This window comes from Nocardia implantans (assembly GCF_035544775.1).
In the GTDB taxonomy this organism is placed as follows: domain Bacteria; phylum Actinomycetota; class Actinomycetes; order Mycobacteriales; family Mycobacteriaceae; genus Nocardia; species Nocardia implantans.
The window spans coordinates 56731-82472 of record NZ_JAYKYQ010000013.1 but is presented as its reverse complement, the minus strand read 5'-3'; the positions used below and the strand labels follow the sequence as shown (position 1 = coordinate 82472).

General features: G+C 70.5%; 26 protein-coding genes. 12 read left to right on the top strand and 14 right to left on the bottom strand.

Translation table 11 applies throughout. The annotated features are described in order from the left end of the window. Window positions 1–7 precede the first annotated feature (7 nt). From U3653_RS27295 to U3653_RS27285, 3 genes are all read left to right on the top strand, one after another. On the top strand, window positions 8–496 hold the full coding sequence (locus tag U3653_RS27295) for a hypothetical protein (RefSeq protein WP_195082051.1): 489 nt from the start codon (window positions 8–10) through the stop codon (window positions 494–496). Between the two features lie 216 nt (window positions 497–712). Beyond that, on the top strand, window positions 713–1102 hold the full coding sequence (locus U3653_RS27290; protein ID WP_195082050.1) for a YchJ family protein: 390 nt from the start codon (window positions 713–715) through the stop codon (window positions 1100–1102). Window positions 1103–1120: 18 nt separating this feature from the next. Beyond that, on the top strand, window positions 1121–1396 hold the full coding sequence (locus U3653_RS27285; protein ID WP_067804457.1) for an Rdx family protein: 276 nt from the start codon (window positions 1121–1123) through the stop codon (window positions 1394–1396). 15 nt (window positions 1397–1411) lie between these two features. Here U3653_RS27285 and U3653_RS27280 read toward each other — a convergent pair whose 3' ends face one another. After that, complete coding sequence (locus U3653_RS27280) at window positions 1412–1633, bottom strand: FmdB family zinc ribbon protein (protein ID WP_195082049.1); 222 nt, start codon at window positions 1631–1633, stop codon at window positions 1412–1414. Between the two features lie 126 nt (window positions 1634–1759). Between U3653_RS27280 and U3653_RS27275 the strand changes: the two genes are divergently transcribed. Together U3653_RS27275 and U3653_RS27270 are read left to right on the top strand one after the other, a co-directional pair. Continuing rightward, entirely contained in the window at window positions 1760–1894 is a 135-nt protein-coding gene (locus U3653_RS27275) for a hypothetical protein (protein WP_323124384.1), read from the top strand. Between the two features lie 211 nt (window positions 1895–2105). Continuing rightward, the gene (locus U3653_RS27270) at window positions 2106–3701 is read left to right on the top strand and encodes a carboxylesterase/lipase family protein (RefSeq protein WP_195082048.1); all 1596 of its coding nucleotides are present in this window, start codon (window positions 2106–2108) and stop codon (window positions 3699–3701) included. A gap of 20 nt (window positions 3702–3721) precedes the next feature. Here U3653_RS27270 and manB read toward each other — a convergent pair whose 3' ends face one another. From manB to rfbD, 3 genes are all read right to left on the bottom strand, one after another. Next, window positions 3722–4801: a mannose-1-phosphate guanylyltransferase gene (manB, locus tag U3653_RS27265; protein ID WP_195082047.1), complete on the bottom strand. Its 1080-nt coding sequence runs from the start codon at window positions 4799–4801 to the stop codon at window positions 3722–3724. 44 nt (window positions 4802–4845) lie between these two features. Beyond that, complete coding sequence (locus U3653_RS27260; protein ID WP_195082046.1) at window positions 4846–5742, bottom strand: glycosyltransferase family 2 protein; 897 nt, start codon at window positions 5740–5742, stop codon at window positions 4846–4848. Window positions 5743–5969: 227 nt separating this feature from the next. After that, entirely contained in the window at window positions 5970–6839 is an 870-nt protein-coding gene (gene rfbD / locus U3653_RS27255; RefSeq protein WP_323124385.1) for a dTDP-4-dehydrorhamnose reductase, read from the bottom strand. A gap of 174 nt (window positions 6840–7013) precedes the next feature. On the opposite strand from rfbD, the gene U3653_RS27250 reads away from it, so the two are divergent. The 3 genes from U3653_RS27250 to U3653_RS27240 all read left to right on the top strand — a co-directional run bounded on the left by U3653_RS27250 (window position 7014) and on the right by U3653_RS27240 (window position 10639). Beyond that, on the top strand, window positions 7014–8507 hold the full coding sequence (locus U3653_RS27250) for an LCP family protein (RefSeq protein ID WP_435406589.1): 1494 nt from the start codon (window positions 7014–7016) through the stop codon (window positions 8505–8507). A gap of 3 nt (window positions 8508–8510) precedes the next feature. After that, window positions 8511–9233, top strand: a complete 723-nt coding sequence (locus U3653_RS27245) for a TIGR03089 family protein (protein ID WP_195082045.1) — start codon at window positions 8511–8513, stop codon at window positions 9231–9233. Window positions 9234–9337: 104 nt separating this feature from the next. Beyond that, entirely contained in the window at window positions 9338–10639 is a 1302-nt protein-coding gene (locus U3653_RS27240) for a cytochrome P450 (protein ID WP_195082044.1), read from the top strand. Here U3653_RS27240 and U3653_RS27235 read toward each other — a convergent pair whose 3' ends face one another. Both U3653_RS27235 and U3653_RS27230 read right to left on the bottom strand, forming a co-directional pair. Then, window positions 10640–11341: a response regulator gene (locus U3653_RS27235; RefSeq protein ID WP_195082043.1), complete on the bottom strand. Its 702-nt coding sequence runs from the start codon at window positions 11339–11341 to the stop codon at window positions 10640–10642. It abuts the gene before it with no gap. Further along, window positions 11338–12909 carry a sensor histidine kinase gene (locus U3653_RS27230; protein ID WP_397071454.1) on the bottom strand — a complete coding sequence of 524 codons (1572 nt, stop codon included), beginning with the start codon at window positions 12907–12909 and terminating at the stop codon, window positions 11338–11340. Before U3653_RS27230 ends, U3653_RS27235 begins: the two co-directional genes overlap by 4 nt. Window positions 12910–13031: 122 nt before the next feature. Here U3653_RS27230 and U3653_RS27225 point away from each other — a divergent pair, with 122 nt between their 5' ends. Next, complete coding sequence (locus tag U3653_RS27225; RefSeq protein ID WP_195082042.1) at window positions 13032–14390, top strand: cation:dicarboxylate symporter family transporter; 1359 nt, start codon at window positions 13032–13034, stop codon at window positions 14388–14390. A 54-nt stretch (window positions 14391–14444) separates the two neighbouring features. Here the strand turns inward: U3653_RS27225 and U3653_RS27220 are convergent, their stop codons facing one another. Then, entirely contained in the window at window positions 14445–14660 is a 216-nt protein-coding gene (locus tag U3653_RS27220; protein ID WP_195082041.1) for a DUF4287 domain-containing protein, read from the bottom strand. 263 nt (window positions 14661–14923) lie between these two features. Between U3653_RS27220 and U3653_RS27215 the strand changes: the two genes are divergently transcribed. After that, window positions 14924–16393: a phytoene desaturase family protein gene (locus tag U3653_RS27215; protein ID WP_195082040.1), complete on the top strand. Its 1470-nt coding sequence runs from the start codon at window positions 14924–14926 to the stop codon at window positions 16391–16393. Between the two features lie 24 nt (window positions 16394–16417). On the opposite strand, the gene U3653_RS27210 is transcribed toward U3653_RS27215, so the two are convergent. The 7 genes from U3653_RS27210 to U3653_RS27180 form a co-directional block, all read right to left on the bottom strand. Continuing rightward, entirely contained in the window at window positions 16418–17344 is a 927-nt protein-coding gene (locus tag U3653_RS27210) for a cation diffusion facilitator family transporter (RefSeq protein ID WP_195082039.1), read from the bottom strand. 74 nt (window positions 17345–17418) lie between these two features. Beyond that, on the bottom strand, window positions 17419–18639 hold the full coding sequence (gene manA, locus U3653_RS27205) for a mannose-6-phosphate isomerase, class I (RefSeq protein ID WP_195082038.1): 1221 nt from the start codon (window positions 18637–18639) through the stop codon (window positions 17419–17421). Continuing rightward, window positions 18639–19841 (bottom strand): serine/threonine-protein kinase, encoded by a 1203-nt coding sequence (locus U3653_RS27200; protein ID WP_195082037.1) that lies wholly within the window; start codon window positions 19839–19841, stop codon window positions 18639–18641. The genes manA and U3653_RS27200 overlap by 1 nt, the downstream gene beginning before the upstream one ends. Before the next feature lie 118 nt (window positions 19842–19959). Then, on the bottom strand, window positions 19960–21336 hold the full coding sequence (locus U3653_RS27195; protein ID WP_195082036.1) for a phosphomannomutase/phosphoglucomutase: 1377 nt from the start codon (window positions 21334–21336) through the stop codon (window positions 19960–19962). Between the two features lie 52 nt (window positions 21337–21388). Then, window positions 21389–21769 (bottom strand): DUF3499 domain-containing protein, encoded by a 381-nt coding sequence (locus U3653_RS27190; protein ID WP_039800382.1) that lies wholly within the window; start codon window positions 21767–21769, stop codon window positions 21389–21391. Window positions 21770–22060: 291 nt separating this feature from the next. Beyond that, window positions 22061–22540 carry a metallopeptidase family protein gene (locus tag U3653_RS27185; RefSeq protein WP_168434228.1) on the bottom strand — a complete coding sequence of 160 codons (480 nt, stop codon included), beginning with the start codon at window positions 22538–22540 and terminating at the stop codon, window positions 22061–22063. Window positions 22541–22664: 124 nt separating this feature from the next. Further along, window positions 22665–22898 carry a WhiB family transcriptional regulator gene (locus tag U3653_RS27180; protein WP_029901515.1) on the bottom strand — a complete coding sequence of 78 codons (234 nt, stop codon included), beginning with the start codon at window positions 22896–22898 and terminating at the stop codon, window positions 22665–22667. Window positions 22899–23390: 492 nt separating this feature from the next. Between U3653_RS27180 and cofD the strand changes: the two genes are divergently transcribed. Further along, window positions 23391–24389, top strand: a complete 999-nt coding sequence (gene cofD, locus U3653_RS27175) for a 2-phospho-L-lactate transferase (RefSeq protein ID WP_397071459.1) — start codon at window positions 23391–23393, stop codon at window positions 24387–24389. Next, window positions 24386–25732, top strand: coding sequence for a coenzyme F420-0:L-glutamate ligase (locus U3653_RS27170; RefSeq protein WP_195082035.1), 1347 nt, complete (start codon window positions 24386–24388; stop codon window positions 25730–25732). Before cofD ends, U3653_RS27170 begins: the two co-directional genes overlap by 4 nt. Window positions 25733–25742: the final 10 nt, after the last annotated feature.

Genomic DNA, 25742 nt, shown 5'->3' with positions numbered 1-25742 from the left:
GGCGCCGGTGACCGGGCGGCGCAGGCCGGTCGGCGCGCGCCGTGGCCCAGGGGGCGGCGGGCGCGCGACCCGGCACGGGCAGCGGGGGCGGAACAACGGCCCGCCCCGTTCGCGCGGGAATCGGCCGTCGGTCGCCGAGCGGCTGGAAACGGTCGATCTGCTGCTGGCGGGATCGGTGACCGCCGCGGGCGGGCTGTGGTCGAGGGCGACGGCCTGGATCCTGCGGATCGCGCTGGAGCAGGCCGTGGACGAACTGTGGTCGCGCCTGGCGCCCGCGCTGGTCCGCTGTCCGATGCGGGCGCAGTTGATCGCGCTGCGCGCCTTCGCGGGACCGGACGTGGCGGCGCGCGTGGCCGTGCTCTGGGCAGCGCTGTCGCGCGCGGCCCACCACCACGATTACGAACTCGCTCCCAGCGTCACCGACCTGCGCCGTTGGCGGGAGCAGACCGTCGCCTTGGCCGCGGACCTCGCGGCGGTGCAGGCGCGCCGGGATTGATTCCGGGTGGACGCCGGGTCGGCAAGACCGGCGGCAAGCGGATCGGCTCGGAAGCGGTGGCGACGTGCCTGCGGCGGGCGCCGTTCAGGCCGGAAGGATGATCATTAGCCGGAGATGGCGGGAAGCGTGTGCCCACGGAGACGCGTGTAGGCCGGACGGGCAAGGCGGGTGCGGATCAGGAGCAGAGATGGCAGTGGGGTTCGGAAAGGACGCGGCATGAATGCGACGCAGCGATGCCCGTGTGGGCGTGGTGAGGCTTTCGACGACTGTTGCGGTCCGGTGCTGAGCGGCGAGCGTCCCGCTCCCACCGCCGAAGCGCTGATGCGCTCGCGCTACACCGCGTTCGCGGTGGGCGACGCCTGCTATCTGCTGCGTTCCTGGCATCCGCGCACCCGCCCGCGCGAGCTGACCCTCGATCCGGCCCAGCGCTGGTTGTTCCTCGAGATCACCGGGACCGATCGCGGTGGACTGTTCGACGACAGCGGCACGGTGGAGTTCGTCGCGCACTACCGGGACGCCGACGGCCGCGGCTCCCTGCACGAGACCAGCAGGTTCGCCCGGTCCGAGGGCGCGTGGGTCTACCTGGACGGCACGCACGAGGACTGAGCGGTAGCGTCAGCGGGCATGGCACGCGTCGCGATCGAGTACTGCACCCAATGCCGCTGGTTGCTGCGGGCGAGCTGGATGGCACAGGAATTGCTCAGCACGTTCGCCACCGACTTGGACGAAGTCGCGCTCCGGCCCGGTTCGGGCGGGGTCTTCCGGATCACCGTGGACGGCGAACAGATCTGGGAGCGCAAGGCCGACGGCGGATTTCCCGACATCGCGGTGCTGAAGCAGCGGGTGCGCGACCGGGTCGCACCCGAGCGCGACCTCGGTCACGCCGACCGGCGCGACTGACCCCGCGCCGGAATCTCAGCCGCAGCAGCCGCCACCGCAGCAGCCGCCGCCCGCCGGTGGCGCCGCCGGAGCCGGCGCGGGAGCACCGCCTCGGGAGACGGTGGCGAAGGTGGTCAGCAGCTTGACCGTGTCGTCGTGGCCGATCGGGCAGGTCGCCGGCGCCGACGACTCCGCCATCGGGCGGGAGACCTCGAACGTGTCGCCGCAGCTGCGGCACCGATAGCTGTAACTCGGCATCCGCTCAGTTTAGGCCTTGCGCCGCGGGCAGCTCGTCGTTCGGGGGGCGAGTCCTGGAGATGTCCGCGGGCTCGGTGGTGTTGCACGAGGCTCGCCACCGCGGCGGACCCCGATCTCATCGCGGTGGTGGGACCGTTGTCGCAGACCGGCACGCACGCACAGCTGCTGGGCGAGGACGGGCCGTATCGCCGATTGGGGGTCGCGTACGTGGGCGACGAGACGGCGTCGGTCGGCGACCGGGAATCGGAGGCCGCGACCTGACCCCGCTCCACCCGCGCGACGGGAGCACCCTCCTGGCTATCGCAAGTTGCCGTGGGTCCCGGCGGTCGCCGTGACCGATTCGACACCGAGGCCCCGTCCGACGGCCTGAACAGCGGATGAATGGGAGTCGACGCGGCAATGTCATGGCATCGCGACGTTGTCGTCCTGATCTTCGACGTACTCTCGAAAAAGAAGTATGAGGAGGTCTGCGATGCGCGCTCAGTTCTCCGAGGCGGTGCCCGGTCCCGACGGTTGCGCCGAGCCCATCGCGCGAACGGCTTACGGCGACGTGCGCGGCGTGCGCGAAGGGTCGGTGTCCGTCTGGCGCAGCATCCCCTACGCGGCGGCCCCCACCGGTCCGGCCAGGTTCGCTCCGCCGCGGCCCCCGCAGCCCTGGGAGGGAGTGCGCGACTGCACCGCGTTCGGGGATATCGCGCCGCAGACGATGGGCACCATGGTTCCCATCGACTCGGGCCTGACCATGGGCGAGGACTGTTTGTGGCTCAACGTCTGGTCACCTCGGCCGGAAACCGGCGAGCCGACCCGTGGCGGGGAAACCGAACCGCGCCCGGTGCTGGTCTGGCTGCACGGCGGCGCGTACTGCCTCGGCACCGCCGCCCAACAGATCTACGACGGGCGCAAGCTGGCCGCGACCGGTGACGTGGTGGTCGTCGGGGTCAACTATCGGCTCGGTGCGCTCGGCTTCTTGGACCTGTCCTCCCTCGGCGCCGACTTCGCGCCGAATCTCGGCCTGCACGACCAGATTTCCGCACTGGAGTGGGTGCGCGACAACATCGCCGCGTTCGGCGGCGATCCAGACAACGTCACGCTGTTCGGCGAGTCGTCCGGAGCGGGTTGCGTCACCGCGCTGCTCACCGCGCCGCGCGCCGCCGGGCTGTTCCACCGGGCGATCGCGCAGAGCCCGCCCGCGACCACCGTGTTCGGGCAGGAACGGGCCGCGAGGGTGGCGCGGCGGTTCCTCGAACTGATCGAGCTGCCCGCGACCAGGGCCGAGGAATTGCTGGACTGCCCGATCGAGCGGATCGTGGCCGCGGCGGGCGTCCTGCTCGACGAGATACCGCTGCGGGAACCGGGCCGGCTGGCCGCCGCGCCCGTGGTCGACGGCGATCTGCTGCCGACCTACCCGATCGACCGGTTCCAGCGCGGACTATCGCACCGGGTGCCGTTGATCATCGGCACCAACAAGGACGAGGCGTCGCTGTTCCGGCTGCTGCGCTCGCCGATCATGCCGGTGACGCCGGACGCGGTGAACGCGATGCTGCGTGACGTCGCGGCCGGTCACCCTGAGCTGTCCGCCGAGCGCATCGCCGAGATCACCTCGGCCTACCCGGACCTGAACAAGGCGCGCGGCGCGCTGGCGATGTCCACCGACGCGGCGTTCCGGATGCCGGCGCACTGGGTGGCCGACGGCCACGCCGAGCACTCGCCCACCTGGATGTACCGCTTCGACTACGCCACCCCCATGCTCAGGGCGGCCCGCGTCGGTGCTGGTCACGCCACCGAATTGCCTTACGTCTTCGGCAATTTCGGCACGCTGAACCTCGACCCCACCTTCTGGCTCGGCGGGCGCAAGGCGGCCATGGAGGTCTCCGGGCGCATGATGCGCCGCTGGCTGGCCTTCGCCGCGCACGGCGTGCCCGCCGCCCTCGACGGCTCCAAGCACTGGCGGCCCTACCGGCTCGGAGCCCGCGCCACGCTGCTCATCGACAGCGTCGATCGGGTGGTCGACGACCCCGACCGCGACCTGCACACCGCCTGGGGGCAGCAAGCCGTGGGATTCTCCTAGCCGCGTGCGGGGTCGGGGCCTCAGACGTCGGTGGAGAAGCGGATGCCGCCGTCGGGAATCTCCACGCCGGGCCAGACGCGGGCGCCGCGCAGCAGTTCGCAGCGTGCGCCGATGTTCGCGCCGTCGCCGATGACGCCGTCGCGGACCAGTGCGCGGGGACCGATGCGCGCCCCGAAGCCGATGATGGTGCGTTCGACGGTGGCGCCGGCCTCGATCACCGCGCCGTCGAAGACGACCGCGCCGTCCAGGCGCGCGCCCGCCCCGATCTCCGCGCCGCGGCCGACGACCGTGCCGCCGATGAGCAGCGCGCCGGGAGCGACGCCTGCGCTGGGATGCACCAGCGATTCACCGCGCTGCCCCGGCAGGGCGGGGGAGGGCGCGATGCCGCGAACCAGGTCGGCGGAGCCGCGGACGAAGTCCTCGGGGGTGCCCATGTCGCGCCAGTAGGAGGCGTCGACGTAGCCCTGGACGCGGGCGCCCTCGGTCAGCAGCGCGGGGAACACCTCGCGCTCCACCGACACCGGGCGCCCGGCCGGGATCTTCTCGATGTACTCGCGGCGGAAGACGTAGCATCCGGCGTTGATCTGATCGGTCGGCGGGTCCTGGGTCTTCTCCAGGAACGCGGTGACCCGGCCGTCCGCGTCGGTGGGCACGCAGCCGAACGCGCGCGGGTCGCTGACCCGGACCAGGTGCAACGTCACATCCGCGCGGGTGGACTCGTGCGTGTCGAGCACCGCGCCGAGGTCGGTGCCGCCGAGCACGTCGCCGTTGAACACCATCACGTTGTCCGCGCGCAGCTTGGGCAGCACGTTGCGGATCGCGCCTCCGGTGCCCAGCGGCTCGGTCTCGGTGACGTACTCGATCTCCAGGCCCAGCTCGGAGCCGTCGCCGAAGTGCTCTTCGAACACCTCGGCCTTGAACGACGTGCCCAGCACCACGTGGGTGATCCCGGCCTCGGCGATCCGGGCGAGCAGGTGGGTCAGGAACGGGAGCCCGGCCGTCGGCAGCATCGGCTTGGGCGCCGAGAGGGTCAGCGGCCGCAGCCGCGTTCCCTGCCCGCCGACCAGGATCACCGCGTCGGTGCCTGCATTTCCTGCCATCGAGCTCCCCTGTTCACAAGGTCGTTTCCTGCCGGCGTCGCCGGTCACCCGGCGTCGCGCGCCTGCTGGCGCAGGGCAGATCGAACCGCAATCCGTGAGCGGATCGCAAGTCCGGCCCGCAGCGCCAGCCGCAGCGGAGCCTGCCACCAGTGCGGATGCCGGTCGGCCTGGAACCGGTAGGCGCTGGCGTGGTGGGCGGGCAGCATCTTCTCGGGATGACGTCCCGCCGCGTGACCCTTGGCGTGGGTGACCTCGGCGTCCGGCACGAAAACGTTGTGCCAGCCCGCCTTGCCCATCCGGTCACCGAAGTCGACGTCCTCCATGTACATGAAGTAGCGGGAGTCGAAGCCGTCGATCGAGTCGAACGCCGCGCGCCGCACCAGCAGGCACGAACCCGACAGCCAGCCGACGGCCCGCTCGGAGATCTCCTCGTTCTCCTGCCGGTAGCGGCGGGTCCACGGGTTGGACTTCCACACCGTGCCCAGGATCGCGTGTCCGGCGCCGTCCAGCAGGCCGGGCACCCGGCGGGCCGACGGATACACGCTGCCGTCCGGCTCGAGCACCAGCGGCCCGAGCGCGCCCGCGCGCGGCCAGCGCTTGGCGGCGGCGAGCAGTTTGTCGATGGAATCGGTGCCCCAGCGGATGTCCGGGTTGGCGATCACGATGAACTCGATCGCCGGATCGATCTCCGCGACCGCCCGGTTGATCGCGCCGCCGTAACCGATGTTGCCGCCGGTGCGCAGCAGCCGCACGTGGGAATTGGCCTCGGCGACCAGCTCCGGCACACCGTCCACCGAGCCGTTGTCGGCGAGGATCACCTGAGGTTTCTCGGCGGTGGCCCCGGCTAGCGTGCTGATGAAGTGCTCGAGGTGTTCACCCGGCGAGTAGGTCACCGTGACGACGGCCAGGCCCGCGGGCGCGGCGGATGCGGAATCACTCACGACAGCCAACCTTAACGGGCGCGGGCGCGAGCCGTCCCCCGATAGTCCGCGCATGGTCGCGGGGATGGCGGACCGCGCCGCGGGCAGGCAGTCGGAAGGCGTGTGCCGATGATTCGCGAGGGGTCTCAGTGGTGTCGGGAGACCTGATGACAGCAGTCGCCGGGCGTGTGCTGATGATTCGCGGTTGGCCGCAGCAGCGGCGGAGGGCTTGATTGAGGAAGGTCGCCTCAATCGGACCGCCGCGCCAGGGCGTCGCTCAGCGCGGCCTGCCAATCCCGCAGCGGCGTGAGCCCCGCGTCGTTCCAGGCGCGCGGCGACAGCACCGAGAACGCCGGGCGCCGTGCGGGTCTGGGGAACGCGGAGGAGTCGCACGGCCGGACGCGTTCGGGATCGGCGCCGACCCCGGCGAACACCGCGCGGGCGAGTTCGAACCGGCTGGCCCGTCCGGCGTTGGTGGCGTGCAGCACCCGTGGCGCGTCCGGTCTGCCCGCCAATTCCAGCAGCGCGGCGGCCAGGTCGGCGGCGTAGGTGGGAGAGCCGACCTCGTCGTCGACCACGTCGACGGTGTCGCGTTCGCGCTCCAGCCGCAGCATCGTGGCGACGAAATCGCCGCCGCGCCCGGTGTATACCCACGCCGTGCGCACCACGTGCGCGTCCGGGCAGCGGCTCAGCACCGCCTGTTCGCCCGCGAGCTTGGACGCCCCGTACACGGAGGTCGGTCCGGTCACATCGGCAGTGTCGTACGGCCGATCGTGGGTACCTGGAAAGACGTAATCGGTGGACAGATGGATCAGCCGGGCGCCGACGTCAGCGCAGACGCCTGCGAGCACGGCCGGTCCGGTGGCGTTGCCCGCGTACGCCGCCTCGGCTTCGGTCTCGGCCAGGTCGACGGCGGTATAGGCGGCGCAGTTCAGCACCACGTCGCCGGGCGCGAGTACCGCGCGCACGGCGGCGGGGTCGGTGATGTCGAGTTCGGCGCGCCCGTAGCCGCTGGCGGCCGGAGCGAGACGCCGCAATTCCCGGCCCACCTGTCCGTTCGCCCCGGTGACGACGAGGCGAGCGGGCACGGTGGACGCGGGCGCGGTGGGGTCGGTCACGGGCGCAAGTCTGGCACGCCGCCACGTTCTCGGTTACGGCCGTTCGCGACCACCTTTCGATAGCCTTGTGCTATCGGGGGATCCCGAAATCGGGCGGGGCGAGCGGTAACCAGGGTGGCGGATCGGTTGCGCACGCGTCGCCGGTACACCGAGTTTCGGCGAGAGGATGCGGACTTGTCGCAGCGGAGGGGCACATCGGCGGCGTCGCGGGCGACCGGGCCCGGCGACCGGGCATTCGGGCCGTTGCGCTCGCTCGCCGTGGCCGCCGCCGTCACCGTGCTGGTGCTCACCGGTTTCGCCTGGCACAGCGTCGACGGGCTGGTCGCGAACATCGAGCGACTCGGCGATCTCGGCCTGGGCGGCAGTCGCGACGGCGCGGTGGACATCCTGCTGGTCGGTGTGGACAGCCGCACCGACGCGCACGGCAATCCGCTCTCGGACGCCGAGCGCGCGATGCTGCACGCCGGCGACGAGGTGGGCACCAACACCGACACCATCGTCCTGCTGCGCGTGCCCAACGACGGACGCTCGGCCACCGCGATCTCGATTCCGCGCGATTCCTACGTCAACATTCCCGGCCTGGGGATGGGCAAGATCAACTCCGCCTACGGCGCGACGAAGGCGACCCAGTTCCAGAAGCTCCTCGACCAGGGGGCCGCCAACGACGAGGCGGAGCGGCAGTCCACTCAGGCGGGCAGACAGGCGCTGATCAAGACGGTGGCCGGGCTCACCGGCATCACCGTCGACCACTACGCCGAGGTGAGTCTGCTCGGCTTCGCGCTGCTCACCGACGCCGTCGGCGGAGTCGAGGTGTGTCTGAAGAACCCGGTCGACGAGTGGATGTCCGGCGCCAGGTTCCCCGCGGGACGGCAGCGGCTGGACGGCCCGCGGGCACTGAGTTTCGTGCGCCAGCGCCACGACCTGCCGCGCGGCGACATCGATCGCATCGTGCGCCAGCAGGTGTTCATGGCGCAGCTGGTGCAGCAGGTGCTCAGCGCGAAGACGCTGGGCAACCCGGCCAAGCTCCAGCAACTCAGCGAAGCGGTGGGGCGGACGATCGTGCTGGACGAGGACTGGGACGTGCTGGCCTTCCTGCAACGGTTGAAGGACCTGTCCGGCGGTCAGGTGAAATTCGAGACCATTCCGGTCGCCGACCTCAACGGCGAGACCGGCAACGGCGAATCGGTGGTCAAGGTCGAGCCCAAAGCGGTCAAGTCCTACGTCGCCTCGCTGGTCGGCGACAACCCCGCCCCGCGCAATGCCGAGACGGGCTTCGATCCCGCGACGGTGACGGTCAGCGTCTACAACGCGGGCGGCATCGGCGGGCTCGCGGCCGAGGTCGCGCAAGCGTTGAGCGCCAAGGGTTTTCGCCAAGGCACGGTGTCCAACTACACCGGCACTCGCGTCACCGGCAGCCGGGTGCTCGCGGCGGACACCGCGAGCCCGAAGGCGCAGGCGGTGGCCAAGGCGCTCGGCGGGCTGACGGTGCTCGCCGATCCGGCGCTGTCCCCGGATTCGGTGAGTGTCGTGCTGGCGAGCGACTATTCTGGTCCGGGCTCGTCGGCGAGCCGGATGTTCGATCTGTCCGGAACGTCGACCGCGGCCACACCAGTCCCGCCCGCTCCACCGATCGACGCAGGCCAGAACGGACCGAAATGCGTGAACTGAACCATGCGTGACATCGACCAGGCACATACGCTCACCGAAGCGGTACTCGATCCCATCCTCGCCCGCGAACCCGCAGGCCCGCGCGTCACCTACTACGACGACGCCACCGGCGCGCGCATCGAGCTGTCCGGCGCGACGCTGGCGAACTGGGCGGCCAAGACCGCCAATCTGATTCGCGACGAGTTCGGCCTGAGTCCCGGCGCGCGGGTCGCGGTCCTGCTGCCTGCGCACTGGCAGACCGCCGCGGTGTTGCTTGGCTGCTGGTGGGCGGGCACCGAGGTGGTGCTGCAGCCGGACCGGGACGCCGATCTGGCCCTGGTCACCCCCGACCGCCTGGACGAGGCCGACGGAGCGGGCGAGGTCGCCGCGCTGTCGCTGGACGCCATGGGTTCGCCGGTGCGCGACCTGCCGGTCGGCGTCACCGACTTCGCCACCTCGGTGCGCGTGCACGGCGACCAGTTCCTCCCGCGCGGCGCCGGCGTCGCGCTCGACGGCATGCCGGTCAAGGAGGTGCTCGCCGAGGCGCGGAAATCGGCCATGCGCCAGGGCTTCGCCGAAGGGGACCGGGTGCTGTCGAGCACGCCGTGGGACACCCCGGCCGAACTGATCGACGGATATCTCGCGGTGCTGGCCGCGGGCGCGTCGCTGGTGCAGGTGGTCAACCCCGATCCGGCGCTGCGTGAGCGGCGCATCGCTTCGGAGCGGGTGACCGCGCAGCGCGGCTGAGCCGCTCCTACCACGGTATAAGCGCCGGATCCGACCTGAGGACGTTCCACAACCGCGCACGGTTCCGTACGGTGGACTCATCGCCACGACGACGAGGTTGGACTATGAAGCCGCATTATTGGTTCCGCTGGTTGTCCGTGCAGGGCGCGCCTCGTCTCGTCCTGCGCACGCAGGCGCGCCGCGGTGATCCGTTCGCCGAACTGATGGCAGGCCAGGCCGGCTTCGACGACCCCTATCCGCTGATCGAGCGCTTGCGCGGCGAGACAAGGCTGCTGCGCACCCCGATCGCGTTCGCGACCTTCGACCACGAGCTGTGCCGCTCCATCCTGCGCGACAGCCGCTTCGGCGTGCGCACCACGGAGAGCTTCAACATCCCCAAGCCGTTGCGCAAGCTCGCCGAGCGTTTCCCGCTGCCGCCGAATCCGGTGGAGCCGCCGTCGATGCTGGTGATCGACCCGCCGGAACACACCGCGATGCGCAAACCGGTGGCATCGGCGTTCACCCCGCGCGCGATCCGCAGGCTGCGCGACCGCGTCGAGACGGTCACCGAGGAATTGCTGGACGGTCTGCCCTCCCACGGTTCCGCGGACCTGATCCACTCGTTCGCCTCCCAGGTGCCGATCGCCATCATCTCGGAGATGCTCGGCTTCCCGGACGAGGACAAGGCGCTGTTCCTGAACTGGGGCGACCAGATGACGCCCCTGCTCGACGTCGGTATCCCGTGGCGCGCGCACCGGAAGGCGATGCGGGCCATGGAGGTGATGAACGACTATCTCGACCGGCACATCGAGCGGTTGCGCCGCGAGCCGGGCGAGGACATCCTCAGCAGCCTGGTCACCGCGGGTGAGCTGGACTCCTACGCGCTCAAGGCCACCGCGAGCCTGCTCATGGGCGCAGGCTTCGAGACCACGGTCAACCTGATCGGCAACGGTGTCGCGCAGTTGCTGGCCCATCCGGATCAGCTGGAGCTGCTGCGCGAAGAGCCGGAGCTGTGGCCCAACGCCGTCGAGGAGATCCTGCGCTTCGACTCCCCGGTGCAGACCACGGCGCGCACCGCGCTGACCGACGTGGAGATCGACGGCGTCCCGGTGCGCGCGGGCAACACGGTGGTGCTGTCGCTGGCGGGCGCCAATCGCGATCCCGCGGTCTTCGCCGATCCAGGACGGTTCGACGTCGGGCGCGAGAACGCGAAGGATCACCTGTCGTTCAGCAGCGGCGTGCACGTCTGCCTGGGAGCGAGCCTGGCTCGGATGGAAGGCGTGTACGCGCTGCAAGCCCTGTTCGACCGGTTCCCCGACCTGCGCCTGGACGGACCGCTGCGGCGGCGCGCGTTGTTCACCCTGCACGGGTACGAGCGGATGCCGGTGCACCTCGGCCAGCGCGCGCAGGCCCCGGAGCCGGTCTGATCAGCCCGTGGTCTTCCACACGTAGCGGGTCTTCGGACGTCCGGCCCGGCCGTAGTCGGAGCGGCGGACGACCAATCCGTCATCGGCGAGCTTCTCCAGATAGCGCCATGCGGTGATGCGCGAGACACCGATCGAGGTCGCGGTGTCCGCGGCGGTCACGCCCTCGGCCTCGGCCGCGCGCACGGCGCGGGAGATCTCGTCGAGAGTCTGCGGCGCGACGCCCTTGGGGGTCGTCGCGCGCTGGTCGGTGGTGCGCAGGGCGCTCAACGCCCGGTCGATGTCGTGCTGGGAGATGGCGCTCTCACCGGCCGGCAGCGCGGTGCGGAACTCGCGATAGCGGTCCAGCTTGTCGCGGAAGGCGGCGAAGGTGAACGGCTTCAGCAGATACAGCACGACGCCGTGCGACACCGCCGTGCGCACCATGGCCAGATCCCGCGCGGACGTGATCGCGATGACGTCCGGGCGCGGCGCGAGACCGGTCAGCGCGGCGGCGACGTCCAGGCCGCTGGCGTCAGGGAGACCGATGTCCATCAGCACCAGGTCGATCGGTGTGCCCTCGGCCGCCGCGTCGGCCGCCGCGCGCATCGCCTCGCGCCCGGTGTGGGCGATGCCGACGGGTGTGAATCCGGCGATGCGCTCCACATAGGCGCGGTGAGCCTCGGCGATCAGCGGCTCGTCCTCGACGATCAGCACACGGATCATCGTGCCTCCTTTCGTGGGATCGTCACGGTCACCGCGCTTTCGGGATCCCGTTCGGTGCGAATGCTTCCCCCGTGCCGGGCCACCAGCCGGTGGACCAGCGCGAGACCGAGCCCGTGGTGGTCGGCCTTGGTCGAATAGCCACGCTGGGACGCACGCGCGAACATCTCCGCCGACATCCCCGGACCGCTGTCGGCGACCCGGATGTAGAGCGTGGAACCGTCTCCCGCGTCCGCTCGCTGGTGGCGCAGCGTGACCTCCACCCAGCCGGACGTGCTGTCCGCCGCGGCATCGATCGCGTTGTCGACGAGATTGCCCACCAGCGTGACGGTTTCGTGCGGCGACAGCGGGTCCACCGAGTCGAGCGCGGTGTCGTCGGTGATGGTCAGCTCGATGCCGCGTTCGGCGGCCTGGTTCACCTTGCCGAGCAGCAGCGCGGCCAAGGCGGGCGCGCCCACCGCGGCGAACAGCCGATCGATCAGCGACTGGGACAACTCGAGTTCCGCGGTGGCGAACTCGACGGCCTCGCGGTGGCGGCCCAGCTCGACCATGGTGACCACGGTGTGCAACCGGTTGGCCGACTCGTGCGCCTGCGCCTGCAACGACGCGGCGAAGCTGCGCACCGAGTCGAGTTCGCCCATCACCGCTTGTAACTCGGTGTGATCGCGGATGGTCATCACGGTGCCGATCGCCCGGCCTTCCCATTCCACGGTGTCCTGGTTGACCAGCAGGATCCGGTCGGTGGTCACGTGCATCTCGTCGCGGACGGTGCCCCAGCTCATCCGTTGCAACGACAGCGGCAGGTCGCTGCGGCGCACCTCGCCCGGGGGCAGGTCGAGCAGGCGGCGCGCCTCGTCGTTGACCACTTCGGCGTCCTCGCCCGACGCGCCGAACACCACCAGGCCCTCGTGCACCGAGTGCAGCACGGCGTCGTGGTGCTCGTACATCGCGCGCAACTCGTCGGGCGCCAGGCCGTGCGTTTGCCGACGCAGCCTGCGGCTCAACAGGAACGAACCACCCGCGGCCAGCACCAGCCCGGCCCCAGCGACGCCGAGGATCACCGGGAACTGGGTGGCGACCTGGTCGCCGATCTTCGCGCGGGTCACCCCGGCGGAGACCAGGGCGACGATCCGCCCGTGGTCGTGCACCGGCGTCACCGCCCGGATGGACGGACCGAGCGTGCCGGTGAACGTCTCGGTGAAGGTCTCGCCCGCCAGCGCGCGATCGATGGTGCCGCTGAACGGCAGTCCGATCATCGCGGGGTTGGTGTGCGTGTAGCGGGTCCGGTCGGGCGCCATGACCACGATGAAATCCATGCCGGTCTCGTGCCGGATCTCCTCGGTCACCGGCTGCAGCAGCGCCGTCGGATCCGGACTGCGCAGCGCGTCGATGGTCGAGGGCGCGTCGGCCACGCTCACCGCGACGTCGGTGACCTCCCTGGTGGTGGTGACGTCGCTGTCGTGCCTGGCGTCCAGCACCGCGAGCACAACGCCGATCCCGATCATCAGCGCGAGCACGACCAACTGGAAGACGAACGCCTGCCCGGCGAGGGAGAGCCGACCGCGTCTCACAAGCTCTTCCTCCGCTGAACGTAATGCACCAAACAGTGACCGGGATCACCCGGCCGACCATCATTCTGCCTGGAAGGCGCGAGCCGCCTCGCGCCGGTACCTTTCGAAGGGAAATCCTCGCTATGAGCGACTCGACTCGAACGCGGCACGACCGCACCCATTGGCTGTATCTGGCCGTCATCGTGGCTGTGGTCGCCGGCGTCCTCGTCGGCTGGCTGGCGCCGGGCGTCGCGCAGTCGTTCGCTCCGCTGGGGACCATCTTCGTCAACCTCATCAAGATGATGATCGCTCCGGTCATCTTCTGCACCATCGTGCTCGGGATCGGCTCGGTGCGCGCCGCGGCCACCGTCGGCAAGGTCGGCGGGCTGGCCATCGGCTACTTCCTGGTCATGTCGACCATCGCGCTGGGAATCGGTCTCGTCGTCGGCAACCTGGTGCAACCGGGTACCGGACTGAATATCGCCACGTCGGCCAAAGCGGGTCACACGCTGGCCGATACCGCCCACAGCGCGGGCGGGACCTGGGAATTCATCCAGAACATCGTGCCGTCGACGCTACTGTCCTCGCTCACCACCGGCAACGTGCTGCAGGCGCTGTTCGTCGCGCTGCTGGTCGGATTCGCGGTGCAGGCCATGGGCGCGACGGGCGAGCCGATCCTGCGCGGCGTGGCGCTGCTGCAGAAACTCGTGTTCCGGATCCTGGTGATGATCCTGTGGCTGGCGCCGGTCGGCGCGTTCGGCGCGATCGCCAACGTGGTCGGCAAGACGGGTCTGGATGCCGTGGCGAAGCTGGGGACGCTGATGCTCGCGTTCTACCTCACCTGCGTGGTCTTCGTCTTCGGCGTGCTCGGCACGCTGCTGTGGGCCGTGTCCCGGGTGTCGATCTTCAAGCTGGTGCGCTACCTCGCGCGGGAGTACCTGCTGATCGTCGCGACCTCGTCGTCGGAATCGGCGCTGCCACGGCTGATCGCGAAGATGGACCACATGGGCGTCGAGCGCACCACCGTCGGCGTCGTGGTCCCGACGGGCTATTCATTCAATCTCGACGGCACCGCCATCTACCTGACCATGGCATCGCTGTTCATCGCGGAGGCGATGGGCAAGCCGCTGTCCATCGGGGAGCAACTCGGGCTGCTGGTGTTCATGATCGTCGCGTCCAAGGGCGCCGCCGGCGTCACCGGCGCCGGGCTGGCCACGCTGGCGGGCGGGTTGCAGAGTCATCGGCCCGAGTTGCTCGACGGCGTCGGCTTGATCGTCGGCATCGACCGCTTCATGTCCGAGGCGCGGGCGCTGACCAACTTCTCCGGCAACGCGGTCGCCACGGTGCTGATCGGCACCTGGACCAAGACCGTCGACGTGGACCGGGTGCGCGAGGTGCTCGATCGCGAACTTCCCTTCGACGAGCGGACCATGGTCGACGACGGCCACGGGACGCCGGCGCAGGCGCAGGAATCCGAGACCAAGGATCTGGTCGAGGCGTAGCGCGCGCACGACGAAGGGCTCGCGGGATCCGCGGGCCCTTCGTGATGTCCGGGGTCAGGCCGTCCATTTCTCCGGGTGCAGGTAATGCTGGGTGAGGGCGCTGGCATGGCCGTGCCCGAACCCGTGCTCGGTCTTCAGCCACTCGACCAGCTCCTTGTGCGAGCTCGAGCCGGTCTCGCGCATGGCGGCCTTCCATTCCTCGATGGAGCGGCCGTACTTGGCCTCGATGGAGGGGAAGTAGGACGCGGGGCCGTGCGGCTTGGTCGCCATTGGTCGATCTCCTTGCTCGTCGTGCGTTCGATGGTGCAGACGGGACGGATGCCGCGAAGTCATCGGATTGCCGGGAGAGTGACCGGGATCATGGTCGCCTGGAGTTGCCCGCACGGCCTGGCCACACTGCACCGGAACGGACGGCTGACCACGGAACCGCGAATTCGGCGCCTGACCCGGTGGTGGCGGAATGGCTCGCCGCCGTGGGCGCGGCGCGAGCCTGACGGCCGCGTCGGCGAGCCCGCCGCCGGTAGCGTGGGGGTATGGCTGATGTGGTGGTGGTCGGCTCCGGACCGAACGGCCTCGCCGCCGCGGTGATCCTGGCCCGCGCGGGGCTCGCCGTGGAGGTGTACGAGGCCGAGGCGACGGCAGGCGGTGGATCCCGTACGGCGGAACTGACTTTGCCCGGTTACCGGCACGACGTGTGCGCGGGCGCGCATCCGATGGCGGCGGCCGCGCCGCTGTTCCGCGCGTTCGACCTGACCGCGCACGGCGTGGAGTTGCTGGCCCCCGAGGTCTCCTACGCCCATCCGCTCGACGGCGGGGTGGCCGGGCTGGCCTGGCGAGACCTGGAACGGACGGTCGACGACCTCGGTCCCGACGGTCCGGCATGGCGCGAACTGTTCGCTCCGCTGGTGCGGCACTGGCCGGACGTGGTCGACCTCGCGATGTCGGATCTGCGCCGCATTCCGTCCGGGCTGGCGACCTCGATCCGTTTCGGCCTGCGCACCCTGGAGCAGGGCTCGCCGCTGTGGAACATCAGATTTCGTGACCAGGTCGCACCCGCCTTGCTGACCGGCATCGCCACGCACGCGATCATTCCCCCGCGCGCGATCACGGCCGCGGGCGCGGCGCTGCTGCTCGGCACGCTGGCCCACGTCGGAGGCTGGGTGATTCCGCGCGGCGGCAGTCAGGCGATCCCCGACGCGCTCATCGCCGAACTCGAACGTCTCGGCGGCCGGGTGCACACCGGTCATCGCGTCGACTCCATCGACGAGTTCGCCTGCGCCCGCGCCGTGCTGCTCGACCTCGCCCCGGCCGAACTACTGCGCATCGCCGGGCACCGGTTACCCGCGCGGTACGCGAAGCGGCTGCGGCGTTTCCGGTACGGCGGCGCCGCGTGCAAGATCGACTTCGCGCTCTCCGGGCCGGTGCCGTGGCGGGCCGACGGCTGCGAGCTCGCCGGAACGGTGCACGTGATCGGCACCCGCGCCGAGGCCATGGCCGCCGAGCACGCCGTGGCCATGGGAAAACACGCCGAACGGCCCTACGTGCTGTCCATCCAGCCCGGTGTGGTCGATCCAACGCGCGCGCCGGCGGGCGGCCACACCTTCTACACCTATGCCCACGTGCCCAACGGTTCCACCCGCGACGTGAGTGAGGAGGTGATCGGCCAAGTCGAGCGGTTCGCCCCGGGGTTCCGCGACCTGATCGTCGCGAAGAACGTGATCACAGCGGCGGAAATGCCCGCGCACAACGCCAACTACATCGGCGGCGACATCTCCGCGGGCGCGATGACGCTGCGCCAGTTCGCGTTCCGGCCCGCGCCACGCTGGAACCCCTATGCCACACCGATTCCCGGCGTCTATCTGTGCTCGTCCGCGACGCCGCCGGGTCCGGGAGTCCACGGCATGTGCGGGCTGCACGCCGCCCGGCACGCCCTGCACGACCGCTTCGACGTCCGCACCGACCCGCTCGATCTCCTGCGCGCCCCGGCGGTCCAGCACCGCTGAGCGCTGCCCGCGGTCGCCGGATCGTCAACTCTGGGCGGGCTGGGTGCGGTAGAGATCGGGTTCGAGGTAGATGACGCGCGCTGCGGGCACGGCGGTGCGAACGCGGGATTCGGCGTCGTCGATGGCGCCTGCGATCGCCGCGATGTCGAGGCCGGGAACGACGCCGACCTTCGCGGCCACGAGCAGTTCCTCGGGCCCGAGGTATTGCGTCTTGAGGTGGATCACCCGATCGATGCGGGTCTCGTCGATCAGGTTCGCGCGGATCAACCGGTTCTCCTGCGGCGTGGCGCCCTCGCCGATCAGCAGGCTCTGCATCTCCACGATCAGCACGATCGCGATGACGCCCAGCAGCCCGCCGATGGCCAGCGTGCCGATGCCGTCCCAGACCGGGTCGTCGGTGAGCATGGTCAGGCCGACGCCCGCGAACGCGAAGATCAGGCCGATCAGCGCGCCGGTGTCCTCCAGCAACACCACCGGCAGCTCGGGGCTGCGCGAATTGCGGATGAACCGCCACCAGCTCGCGTCCCCCTTCAGCGGCGCGGACTCGCGTATCGCCGTGGTGAAGCTGTAGGTCTCCAGCGCGATCGCGATCACGAGGATGACGACAGCCACGATCGGCGAACTCAGCTCCTCCGGGTGCTGGATCTTGTGGATGCCCTCGTAGATGGCGTAACCCGACCCGAGGGTGAACAGCACCAGCGCCACGATGAACGAATAGAAGTAGCGGTTGCGCGCGTAGCCGAAGGGGTGCAGCTCGTCGGCTTCCTTCGCGGCGCGCCGCTGGCCCAGCAGCAACAGCCCCTGGTTGCCCGTGTCGGCCACGGAGTGCACGGCCTCGGCGAGCATCGACCCCGAGCCCGTGATCGCCGCACCGACGAACTTCGCCGCGGCGATCCCCGCGTTCGCGGTCAACGCCGCGACGATCGCCTTCTTGCCACCGCCAGCCGACATGGAAGCGTGTCCTCTCTGTTTTCGAGATACCAGCGAACAGACTAGGACACCCGGAAACCGGCGTTCCGGATCGGTCAGCCGATCGCGCCGACGGACGCGCAGAACAGCTGGACGGCACCGTCCACCGCCTGCGCGCGAATATCGGTGTCGGCGGCGGAGATCCACGCCGCCGCACCCCGGGTGAGCTCCAGCGACGAGTCGTTCCGCAACAGCCGCACCGTGCCCGCCGTGCACAGTACGATCGCCGGGCCCGCCGGGGTCAGCGGCACCCGCGCGGAACCGGCGACCAGATCGAAGCGGCGCAGCGCGAACTCCGACGTGGGCGTGCGATAGCGCACCGACCCGTCACCGGCGGGCTCGGGCAGCACCGCGGGCAAGTCGATCGGCTCGAAATCCAGCACGCGCAACAATTCCGGCACGTCGACGTGCTTGGGGGTGAGGCCGCCGCGCAGCACATTGTCGGAGTTGGCCATGATCTCCACGCCGACCCCGCGCAGGTAGGCGTGCAGATTCCCGGCCGCGAGGAACAATCCCTGGCCCGGCTCCAGGGTCACCCGGTTCAGCAGCAGCGCCGCAAGCACGCCCGCGTCGCCCGGGTAGGCCTCGGCCAATTCGAGCGTCGTGCGCGCCTCGGCCGTGAACTCGCGGGCGCCCTTGCCCGACAGATACCGCACGCAGCCGTCGAGCACCTCGGGCAGCAGCGTGGCCAGCACCTGCTGCGGCAGCGTGATCCACGTGGTGAACAGGGTGCGCAGGCCGGCCTTGTCCGGTTGCGCGGCAAGCAGTTCGCAGTAGGAGCGCAATCCGTCCACCGCCAGCGCGCGCAGCAACGCGACGGTGCGGTGCGGATCGCGGAAGCCGGCCAGCGCCTCCAGCCGGTCCAGCGCGACGATCAGCTCGGGTTTGTGGTTGTCGTCGCGGTAGTTGCGCAGTGGCGAGTTCAGCGGCACCTTCGCGCGGTTCTCCCGCTCGAAACCGGCCCGCGCCTGCTCCGTGCTCGGGTGGGCCTGCAGCGACAGCGGCTCCTCGGCGGCCAGGATCTTGAGCAGGAACGGCAGCTTCTCGCCGAATCGGGTTGCGACCCAGCCCAGTTCCCGGCTCGGGTCGGCGGCGATCAGTTCCTGCAGCGAGACGGCGTCGGTGCCGGCCTTCACGTACGCCGGATCGGCCGGGTGGGCGCCGAACCACAGTTCGGCCTCCGGATGCGCCGACGGCACCGGCCTGCCGCACAGCTGAGCGAGCGCGGTGCGCGAGCCCCAGGCATACGAGCGCAGCGCACCAACGAGTTCGTGCACTAGTAGCTTCCCCCGTACTGCTCCTGGCTGTCGGCCGGTGCGGTGCGCGAGCCGATCAGCCGCAGATAGGCGGCCGCCATCTCCAGTCGCAACGCGAGCACCGCGAGCTGTTCGAGTTCGGTGCCGTTGGCGGGCACGGCCTCTTCGGCATGGGTCTGCGCGGGCGCGGCCGGGTCGGTCATCTCCGTGTGCAGCAGGTCGACGTCGGCGTTCACCAGATCGGCGTCGACCATGCTCGCCGCCTCGCCGCCGAACACCGCGATGCGCCTGCGCGCGGCCGCCCGATCGCGATCGGCGCTGAGCACGAACACCCGGATGCGTTCCACGGGCGCGGGACCGTCCAGTTCCTCGTCGTGGAACAGCGGGTCGTAGCCGGGCGCGGATTCGCCCGCCGCCTCGGCCATCCTGGTCCGCGCGGCCACGGCTTCGGCCAGATCCACCGCGGTGGCGACCTTGCCCGCGGACTGCAGCAGTACCTCGGCGCCGTGCTCGGCCAGTTCGGCGGCGGCGGGCGAATCGCCCGCGAGCACCACGCCCCGCTGCTGCATCCGGGCGGCCAGCGTCTTGGCGGGGTTGTGGAAGACCTCGTTGTGCGGGCCGTCGCGCAGCGCCTCCGCGTCCAGCACGTCGGCCAGGTCGGCGAGTTCCGGGACCACGGCTCCGGTGCGCTGGGGGTCGACCGCGCGCAGGACCGCGATTCCGGCGGCCAGGAAGCGCAGCAGGCGGTTGTACCCGAGCACCTGCACCCGGGGTTCCAGCACGGCGGCGCGCCCTGCCGCGGCGGCGCGCAGCGGCCCCTCGTGCGGCGCGGCGACGACCACCTCGGCGCCGCGGCGCAGCGCCCGGTCGACGGCGTCGATCAGGCGCGGATCGCCCGCGTCATCGCCGGAGACCAGCACGACGTCCAGCGGCCCCACCCAAGGGGGCAAGGCGGCGGCGGGCACGACGGGCAGACCCGCCCGGTCGCCGAGCGCGGCCACGAGCAGTCCGGCGGCGCGTGCGGCACGCCCGGAACCGGAGACCAGCACCACGCTGCGCGGTCGCAGATCGGCCAATCGGGCCAGCGCGTCCTCACCGACGGCCGCCGCGGTGGCGCGGACCTGGGCGCCGCCGGAAGCGGCCGAGCGAAGGGCGCCGCCTGCGTCGGCGGCCTCGAGTGAAGCGGCATCGTCGAGGTCGAGCACCGGTGTTCCAGCGATCATCGGGCGTCCCACCTCCCCTCATCGCGCTGTGTCTTTTCCGCCCCCGCGCCCACCCGGTCCAGCTGCCACACCGAGACCGAGACGGACGAATCCAAGGCCTGTGATTCCACTATTCCAGTCAGGAGCGAACGATGCCCAGGATCTCGGTCACGAGTGCGTCTACTTCCTCCGCCGATCTGGCTTCGACGTTCAGCCGGAGCAACGGCTCGGTATTCGACGCGCGCAGGTTGAACCAGGCGTTGTCGGCCAATTGCACGGTCACCCCGTCCAGCCGGTCCACCGAATGCGCCCGGTCGGCGAAGGCGTCGACGACGGCCAGCGTCCGCTCCGCGGCGTCGGCCACGGTGGAGTTGATCTCCCCGGAAGCCGCGTAGGTGGCGTAGGACGCCATCAGCTCCGACACCGGCCGGTCCTTCTCACCCAGCGCGGCCAACACGTGCAACGCCGCCAGCATCCCGGAGTCGGCGCCCCAGAAGTCGCGGAAGTAGTAGTGCGCGGAGTGCTCGCCGCCGAACACCGCTCCGGTGGCGGCCATCTCCTGCTTGATGAACGAGTGCCCGACCCGCGTGCGCACCGGCGTTCCACCCAGCTCGTGCACCAGCTCCGGCACGGCGCGGGAGGTGATCAGATTGTGGATGATCACCGCGCCGGGCTCCTTGGCCAGTTCGCGCTCGGCCACCAGGGCGGTGATCGCCGAGGGGGACACCGGGTCGCCGTTCTCGTCCACGACGAAGCAGCGGTCGGCGTCGCCGTCGAACGCGAGGCCGATGTCCGCGCCGGACTCGCGCACCAGCTTCTGCAGGTCCACCAGGTTCGCCGGGTCCAGCGGGTTGGCCTCGTGGTTGGGGAAGGTGCCGTCCAGCTCGAAGTACAGCGGCACGATCGTCACCTGGGGCAGCGCGCCGAGCACCGCGGGCACGGTGTACCCGCCCATGCCGTTGCCCGCGTCCACCGCGATGGTGAGCGGGCGGATGCCGCCGAGATCGACCAGGCCGCGCAGGAAGTCGGCGTACTCGGTCAGCAGGTCGAGTTCGGTCGCGGTGCCGCGCTCGCCCGCGTACGCGGGCACGCCGTCGATCAGTTCGTTCTTGATGGTGGCCAGCCCGGTGTCCTGACCGACCGGAAGGGCCTTGGCGCGGCACAGTTTGATGCCGTTGTAGCGGGCCGGGTTGTGGCTGGCGGTGAACATGGCGCCGGGACAGTCCAGGCGGCCGGAGGCGAAGTACAGCTGGTCGGTCGAGGCCAGGCCGATGTGCACCACGTCGAGGCCCTGGCCGAGCGCGCCGTCGGCGAAGGCGGCCGACAGCTCGGGGGAGGAATCGCGCATGTCGTGCCCGATGACGATCCGGCGGGCGCCTTCGGCGCGCATCAGCCGCGCGAAGGACGCGCCGACGTCCCTGACGAATTCCGCGTCGATTTGGTCACCGACAACACCGCGAACGTCGTAGGCCTTGATCACCGCGTTCACGAATTCGGCAGAGCGGGCGACTGTCATGCCCAACACCCTAGTGGTTGCGCCGGACCGGTCCGACACCGTCCTGGTCCGATCAGGACGGCGGGTCGGGCAGCACGCGCAGATGGCCGCGGCGACCCGTGCGCGTGGTGCGCGGCGGCGGGGGAGCGTAGTCGCGATAGCCGCGCTGCTCGCGCTCGGGAGGGCGGCGGCGCAACCCCGCTTCCCGCACCGCCTCGGCGAGCGCGGTCAGATCATCGTCATCCGGTGTGCTGGAGGAGAACCCGCCTTCGTGGCGAACCAGTTCCCAGCCCTTCGGGGCGGTGATGCGTGAGCCGTGCGTTTCGCAGAGATCCCAGGAGTGCGGTTCGGCGACCGTCGCGAGTGGTCCGACGACTGCCGTCGAGTCGGAGTACACATAGGTGAGCGTCGCGACGGCCGGATTCTTGCAGCCTGGTCGGCAGCAACGACGCATGGGAATCACGCCGATGAGAGTAACCCCCCTGGCGCGTCGATGGGGACAGACACGCTTGAAGAATCTCGGTCCGTGCGTCGCGGAACGAGGGCAGCACGAGGTTCCGCGGGGCCACGACGTGCCCCGCGGTGAATCCGGACGTCACCCGGCGCCACGCGCGGGCGCCGATGTCCGCACGCGCGACGCCAGTGGTCGGTCATGGCATGCGCACCGGAGTACCCAGCCGGTGACCGCCTACACACGCTTGCCCCCAGCGCATTCGGGTGCCGCCGCCGCGCGGATGGGTGCGATTCACTCCGCTTCCGGATCGATCACGTCCGGATCGACGCCGAGGTAGGTCGCGACCTGCTGGACCAGCACTTCGCGCAGCAGATCGACGAGGTCGTCGGGGTCGCTGGCGCGCAACTCGAGCGGCTTGCGGAACAGCACCACCCTGGCCCTGGTCGCCGCGCCGTGCCGGTCGACGCCCGCCGGGATGAGCCGGGAGAGCGGAACCGGGCCGTCGGCGACGACCTCGTCCGGCCAGGTGACCGAATCGGGATGCAGCGGACGGATTTTCGGAACGTCGTCGACCGCGATGTCGAGCTTGGTGAGCCGGTCGTGCCAGCGGGAGTCCAAGGGGGCGAACGCCTCGAGCACCAGCCGGTCGAACTTCTGGCCTCTGGTCCGCCAGGCCGGCACGGTGGGTGGCAGCATCGGTCCGCGCACTCCGCGGCCGCGGCGGATCACCGACCGCGCGGTCGGCGGTCGACGCTTACGGGAACGTGCCATGAGAGAAAATCTAGGCCAGTCGGCTCCGGCCGTCCGCATCGAGGCGGTGGGAGATCTGTCGGCCGTGTCGCGCGTGCCCGGAGCGCCCCGGTGGACGGGCGGCTCCGGGCATCGCGGATGTCTGTCAGCCGATGCCGCGCTTGAGGCGGCGGCGCTCCCGCTCGGAGAGGCCGCCCCAGATGCCGAAGCGCTCATCGTGCGCGAGCGCGTATTCCAGGCACTCGTCGCGGACCTCGCAGCCCATGCAGATCCGCTTGGCCTCGCGGGTGGAGCCGCCCTTCTCGGGGAAGAACGCCTCCGGATCGGTCTGCGCGCACAGGGCGCGCTCCTGCCACTGCTCTTCGATGGATTCGAACATCTCGTCGAAGCCGGTCACGACCAGGCTGAGCCGAGGCGCCGTGACTCCGTCACCCCCCTCTTGGTCCTTCCAGCCGCCGTTATCTGCGCAGACGCCACGTGCTGCGCCTGCTGTGGAATCGGTCGGCGAGACCATCTCGTTGGCCATCGCTCCGCCTCCTCACTGTGTGTTAGCGCAGAATGATTCTTTCCGTCGGACCAACACGCGCACCGACGGCCATACCCCGCGACGTTGTCCCGCGGACGTCCCCGAGCTTGTCACACCGATGCGAACGTCTGTTCGAAAAGTCGTTCGCGCGTTGATCTCTCGCGCGAACCCGGAATGACATGACTGTGATTAGACACGCCGGACGCGTCGATGGTCAAGCCGCCGTCGCTATTCCGTTACTATCCGCAGCCGCATTCCGAGTCCCTCTTGTGATGTGCGATAGCAAATGTATAGCAAATTTGCCGCGAACGGGAGACTTCGCGTCAGCGCATAGGCTGTGCGGATGTGACTGGACAACAAGCGGACGCCACGCCCGCGAACGGACCCCGGATCGCCGTGCTGGTCGGCGGTGTCGGTGGCGCGCGTTTCCTTCAGGGCGTCCGGGAACTGCTGCCCGAGGCGGACGTCTCCGCGATCGTGAACGTGGGCGACGACGTCTGGATGCACGGGCTCAGGATCTGCCCCGACCTCGACACCTGCATGTATACGCTGGGCGGCGGCATAGACACCGAGCGCGGCTGGGGCCGGGTCGGCGAGACCTGGCACGCCAAGGAAGAGCTCGCGAAATATCACGCCCAGCCGGACTGGTTCGGCTTGGGGGACCGTGATATCGCCACGCATCTGATCCGCACCGAAATGTTGCGCGCCGGATACCGGCTCTCCACCGTCACCGAGGCGCTGTGCAACCGGTGGCAGCCCGGCGTGAAACTGATCCCGGCAACCGACGATCGCTGCGAAACGCATGTCGTGGTGTCCGATCCGGACAACCCTGGCGAACGGCGCGCGATCCATTTTCAAGAGTGGTGGGTTCGCTACCGCGCGAACATCGACACCCATGGATTCGCCACAATTGGCGCCGATGAAGCCAAACCTGCCCCAAATGTGATCGATATCATAGAATCCGCCGACGTGGTCCTGCTCGCGCCGTCCAACCCCGTCGTCAGCATCGGCGCCATCCTCGCCGTGCCCGGTATCAGGGGCGCGCTGCGCACCACCCCGGCGAAGGTGATCGGCGTGTCGGGAGTGATCGATGGCAAGCCGCTGCGCGGTATGGCCGACGAGTGCCTGTCGGTGATCGGGGTGGAGACGACGGCCGAGGCGATCGGCCGGTACTACGGCGCCCGCTCGGCCACGGGGATCCTGGACGGCTGGCTGATCCACAGCACCGACGCCGCCGATGTGCCGGGAGTCGAGGTGCGTAGCGTCCCGTTGTTGATGACCGACCCGCCGACCACCGCCGAGATGGTGCGTCAGGCGCTGGATCTCGCTGGAGTCGCCTTGTGAGCACACCGATCGACCACGCGGCAGGAGAACTGCGCATCCTGCCCGTCACCGGGCTGCCCGAATTCCGGCCCGGCGACGACATCGCCGAGCACATCGCCCGCTGCGCGCCCTGGCTGGCCGACGGCGACGTGCTCGTGGTCACCAGCAAGATCGTCGCCAAGGTCGAGGGACGCATCGTGGAAGCGCCGCTGGATCCGCAGGAGCGCGACGCGGTCCGGCGCAGTCTCGTCGACCAGGAGGCGGTGCGGGTGCTCGCGCGCAAGGGCCGCACCCTGATCACCGAGAACAAGCTCGGCATCGTGCAGGCCGCCTCCGGCGTGGACGGCTCGAACGTGGAGCGGGGCGAGCTGGTGCTGCTGCCCACCGACCCGGACGCCAGCGCCAAGGCGCTGCGCGCCGCGCTCGCCGACCGGCTGGGCGTGACGGTCGCGGTGGTCGTCACCGACACGATGGGCCGGGCCTGGCGCAACGGGCAGACCGACGCGGCCATCGGCGCCGCGGGCCTGCGGGTGCTGCACGATTACGCGGGCGCGGTCGACGGTCAGGGCAACGAGCTGTTCGTCACCCAGGTGGCCGTGGCCGACGAGCTGGCCGCCGCCGCGGACCTGGTCAAGGGCAAGCTCGGCGGCGTCCCGGTCGCCGTGGTGCGCGGGCTTCCGATCGTCGACGACGGATCCGGCGCCGCCGATCTGCTGCGCGGCGGCACCGACGACCTGTTCTGGCTCGGCACCGCGGAGGCCATCGAACGCGGGCGCAAGGAGGCCGTCCTCCTGCGTCGCTCGGTCCGCCAGTTCTCCGACGCTCCGGTCGATCCCGAGCGGATCCGCTCGGCGGTGTCGGTCGCGCTGACCGCGCCCGCTCCGCACCACACCCGCCCGGTGCGGTTCGTGTGGCTGCGCACGCCGCAGCTGCGCACCCGGCTGCTCGAGGCGATGGCGGACAAGTGGCGCGCCGATCTGGCCGCCGACGGCCTGTCCCCGGAACGGATCGAGCGCCGGGTCGCGCGCGGCCGCATCCTGTTCGACGCGCCCGAGGTGATCATCCCGTTCTGCGTGCCCGACGGTGCGCACGACTATCCGGACGAGCGCAGGCGGGCCGATGAGCGCACCATGTTCACCGTCGCGGTGGGCGCGGCGGTGCAGGGCCTGCTGGTCGCCCTCGCCACCGAGGGCATCGGCAGCTGCTGGATCGGGTCGACGATCTTCGCGCCCGAGGTCACCCGGGACGTGCTCGGCGTGGCCGAGGACTGGAGTCCGCTTGGCGCCGTCGCCATCGGTCATCCGCTCGAGGAGCTGACCCCGCGGCAGCCGGCGAGTGCGGGCTCGGGGCTGGTCGAGCTGTGAAGCGCCGCGA

Coding starts and splice junctions, on each gene's coding strand:
- U3653_RS27290 (WP_195082050.1), top strand. CDS start 713: ATGAATGCGACGCAGCGATGCCCGTGTGGGCGTGGTGAGGCTTTCGAC.
- U3653_RS27285 (WP_067804457.1), top strand. CDS start 1,121: ATGGCACGCGTCGCGATCGAGTACTGCACCCAATGCCGCTGGTTGCTG.
- U3653_RS27280 (WP_195082049.1), bottom strand. CDS start 1,633: ATGCCGAGTTACAGCTATCGGTGCCGCAGCTGCGGCGACACGTTCGAG.
- U3653_RS27270 (WP_195082048.1), top strand. CDS start 2,106: ATGCGCGCTCAGTTCTCCGAGGCGGTGCCCGGTCCCGACGGTTGCGCC.
- manB (WP_195082047.1), bottom strand. CDS start 4,801: ATGGCAGGAAATGCAGGCACCGACGCGGTGATCCTGGTCGGCGGGCAG.
- U3653_RS27245 (WP_195082045.1), top strand. CDS start 8,511: ATGCGTGACATCGACCAGGCACATACGCTCACCGAAGCGGTACTCGAT.
- U3653_RS27240 (WP_195082044.1), top strand. CDS start 9,338: ATGAAGCCGCATTATTGGTTCCGCTGGTTGTCCGTGCAGGGCGCGCCT.
- U3653_RS27235 (WP_195082043.1), bottom strand. CDS start 11,341: ATGATCCGTGTGCTGATCGTCGAGGACGAGCCGCTGATCGCCGAGGCT.
- U3653_RS27225 (WP_195082042.1), top strand. CDS start 13,032: ATGAGCGACTCGACTCGAACGCGGCACGACCGCACCCATTGGCTGTAT.
- U3653_RS27220 (WP_195082041.1), bottom strand. CDS start 14,660: ATGGCGACCAAGCCGCACGGCCCCGCGTCCTACTTCCCCTCCATCGAG.
- U3653_RS27215 (WP_195082040.1), top strand. CDS start 14,924: ATGGCTGATGTGGTGGTGGTCGGCTCCGGACCGAACGGCCTCGCCGCC.
- U3653_RS27210 (WP_195082039.1), bottom strand. CDS start 17,344: ATGTCGGCTGGCGGTGGCAAGAAGGCGATCGTCGCGGCGTTGACCGCG.
- U3653_RS27200 (WP_195082037.1), bottom strand. CDS start 19,841: ATGATCGCTGGAACACCGGTGCTCGACCTCGACGATGCCGCTTCACTC.
- U3653_RS27195 (WP_195082036.1), bottom strand. CDS start 21,336: ATGACAGTCGCCCGCTCTGCCGAATTCGTGAACGCGGTGATCAAGGCC.
- U3653_RS27190 (WP_039800382.1), bottom strand. CDS start 21,769: ATGCGTCGTTGCTGCCGACCAGGCTGCAAGAATCCGGCCGTCGCGACG.
- U3653_RS27185 (WP_168434228.1), bottom strand. CDS start 22,540: ATGGCACGTTCCCGTAAGCGTCGACCGCCGACCGCGCGGTCGGTGATC.
- U3653_RS27180 (WP_029901515.1), bottom strand. CDS start 22,898: ATGTTCGAATCCATCGAAGAGCAGTGGCAGGAGCGCGCCCTGTGCGCG.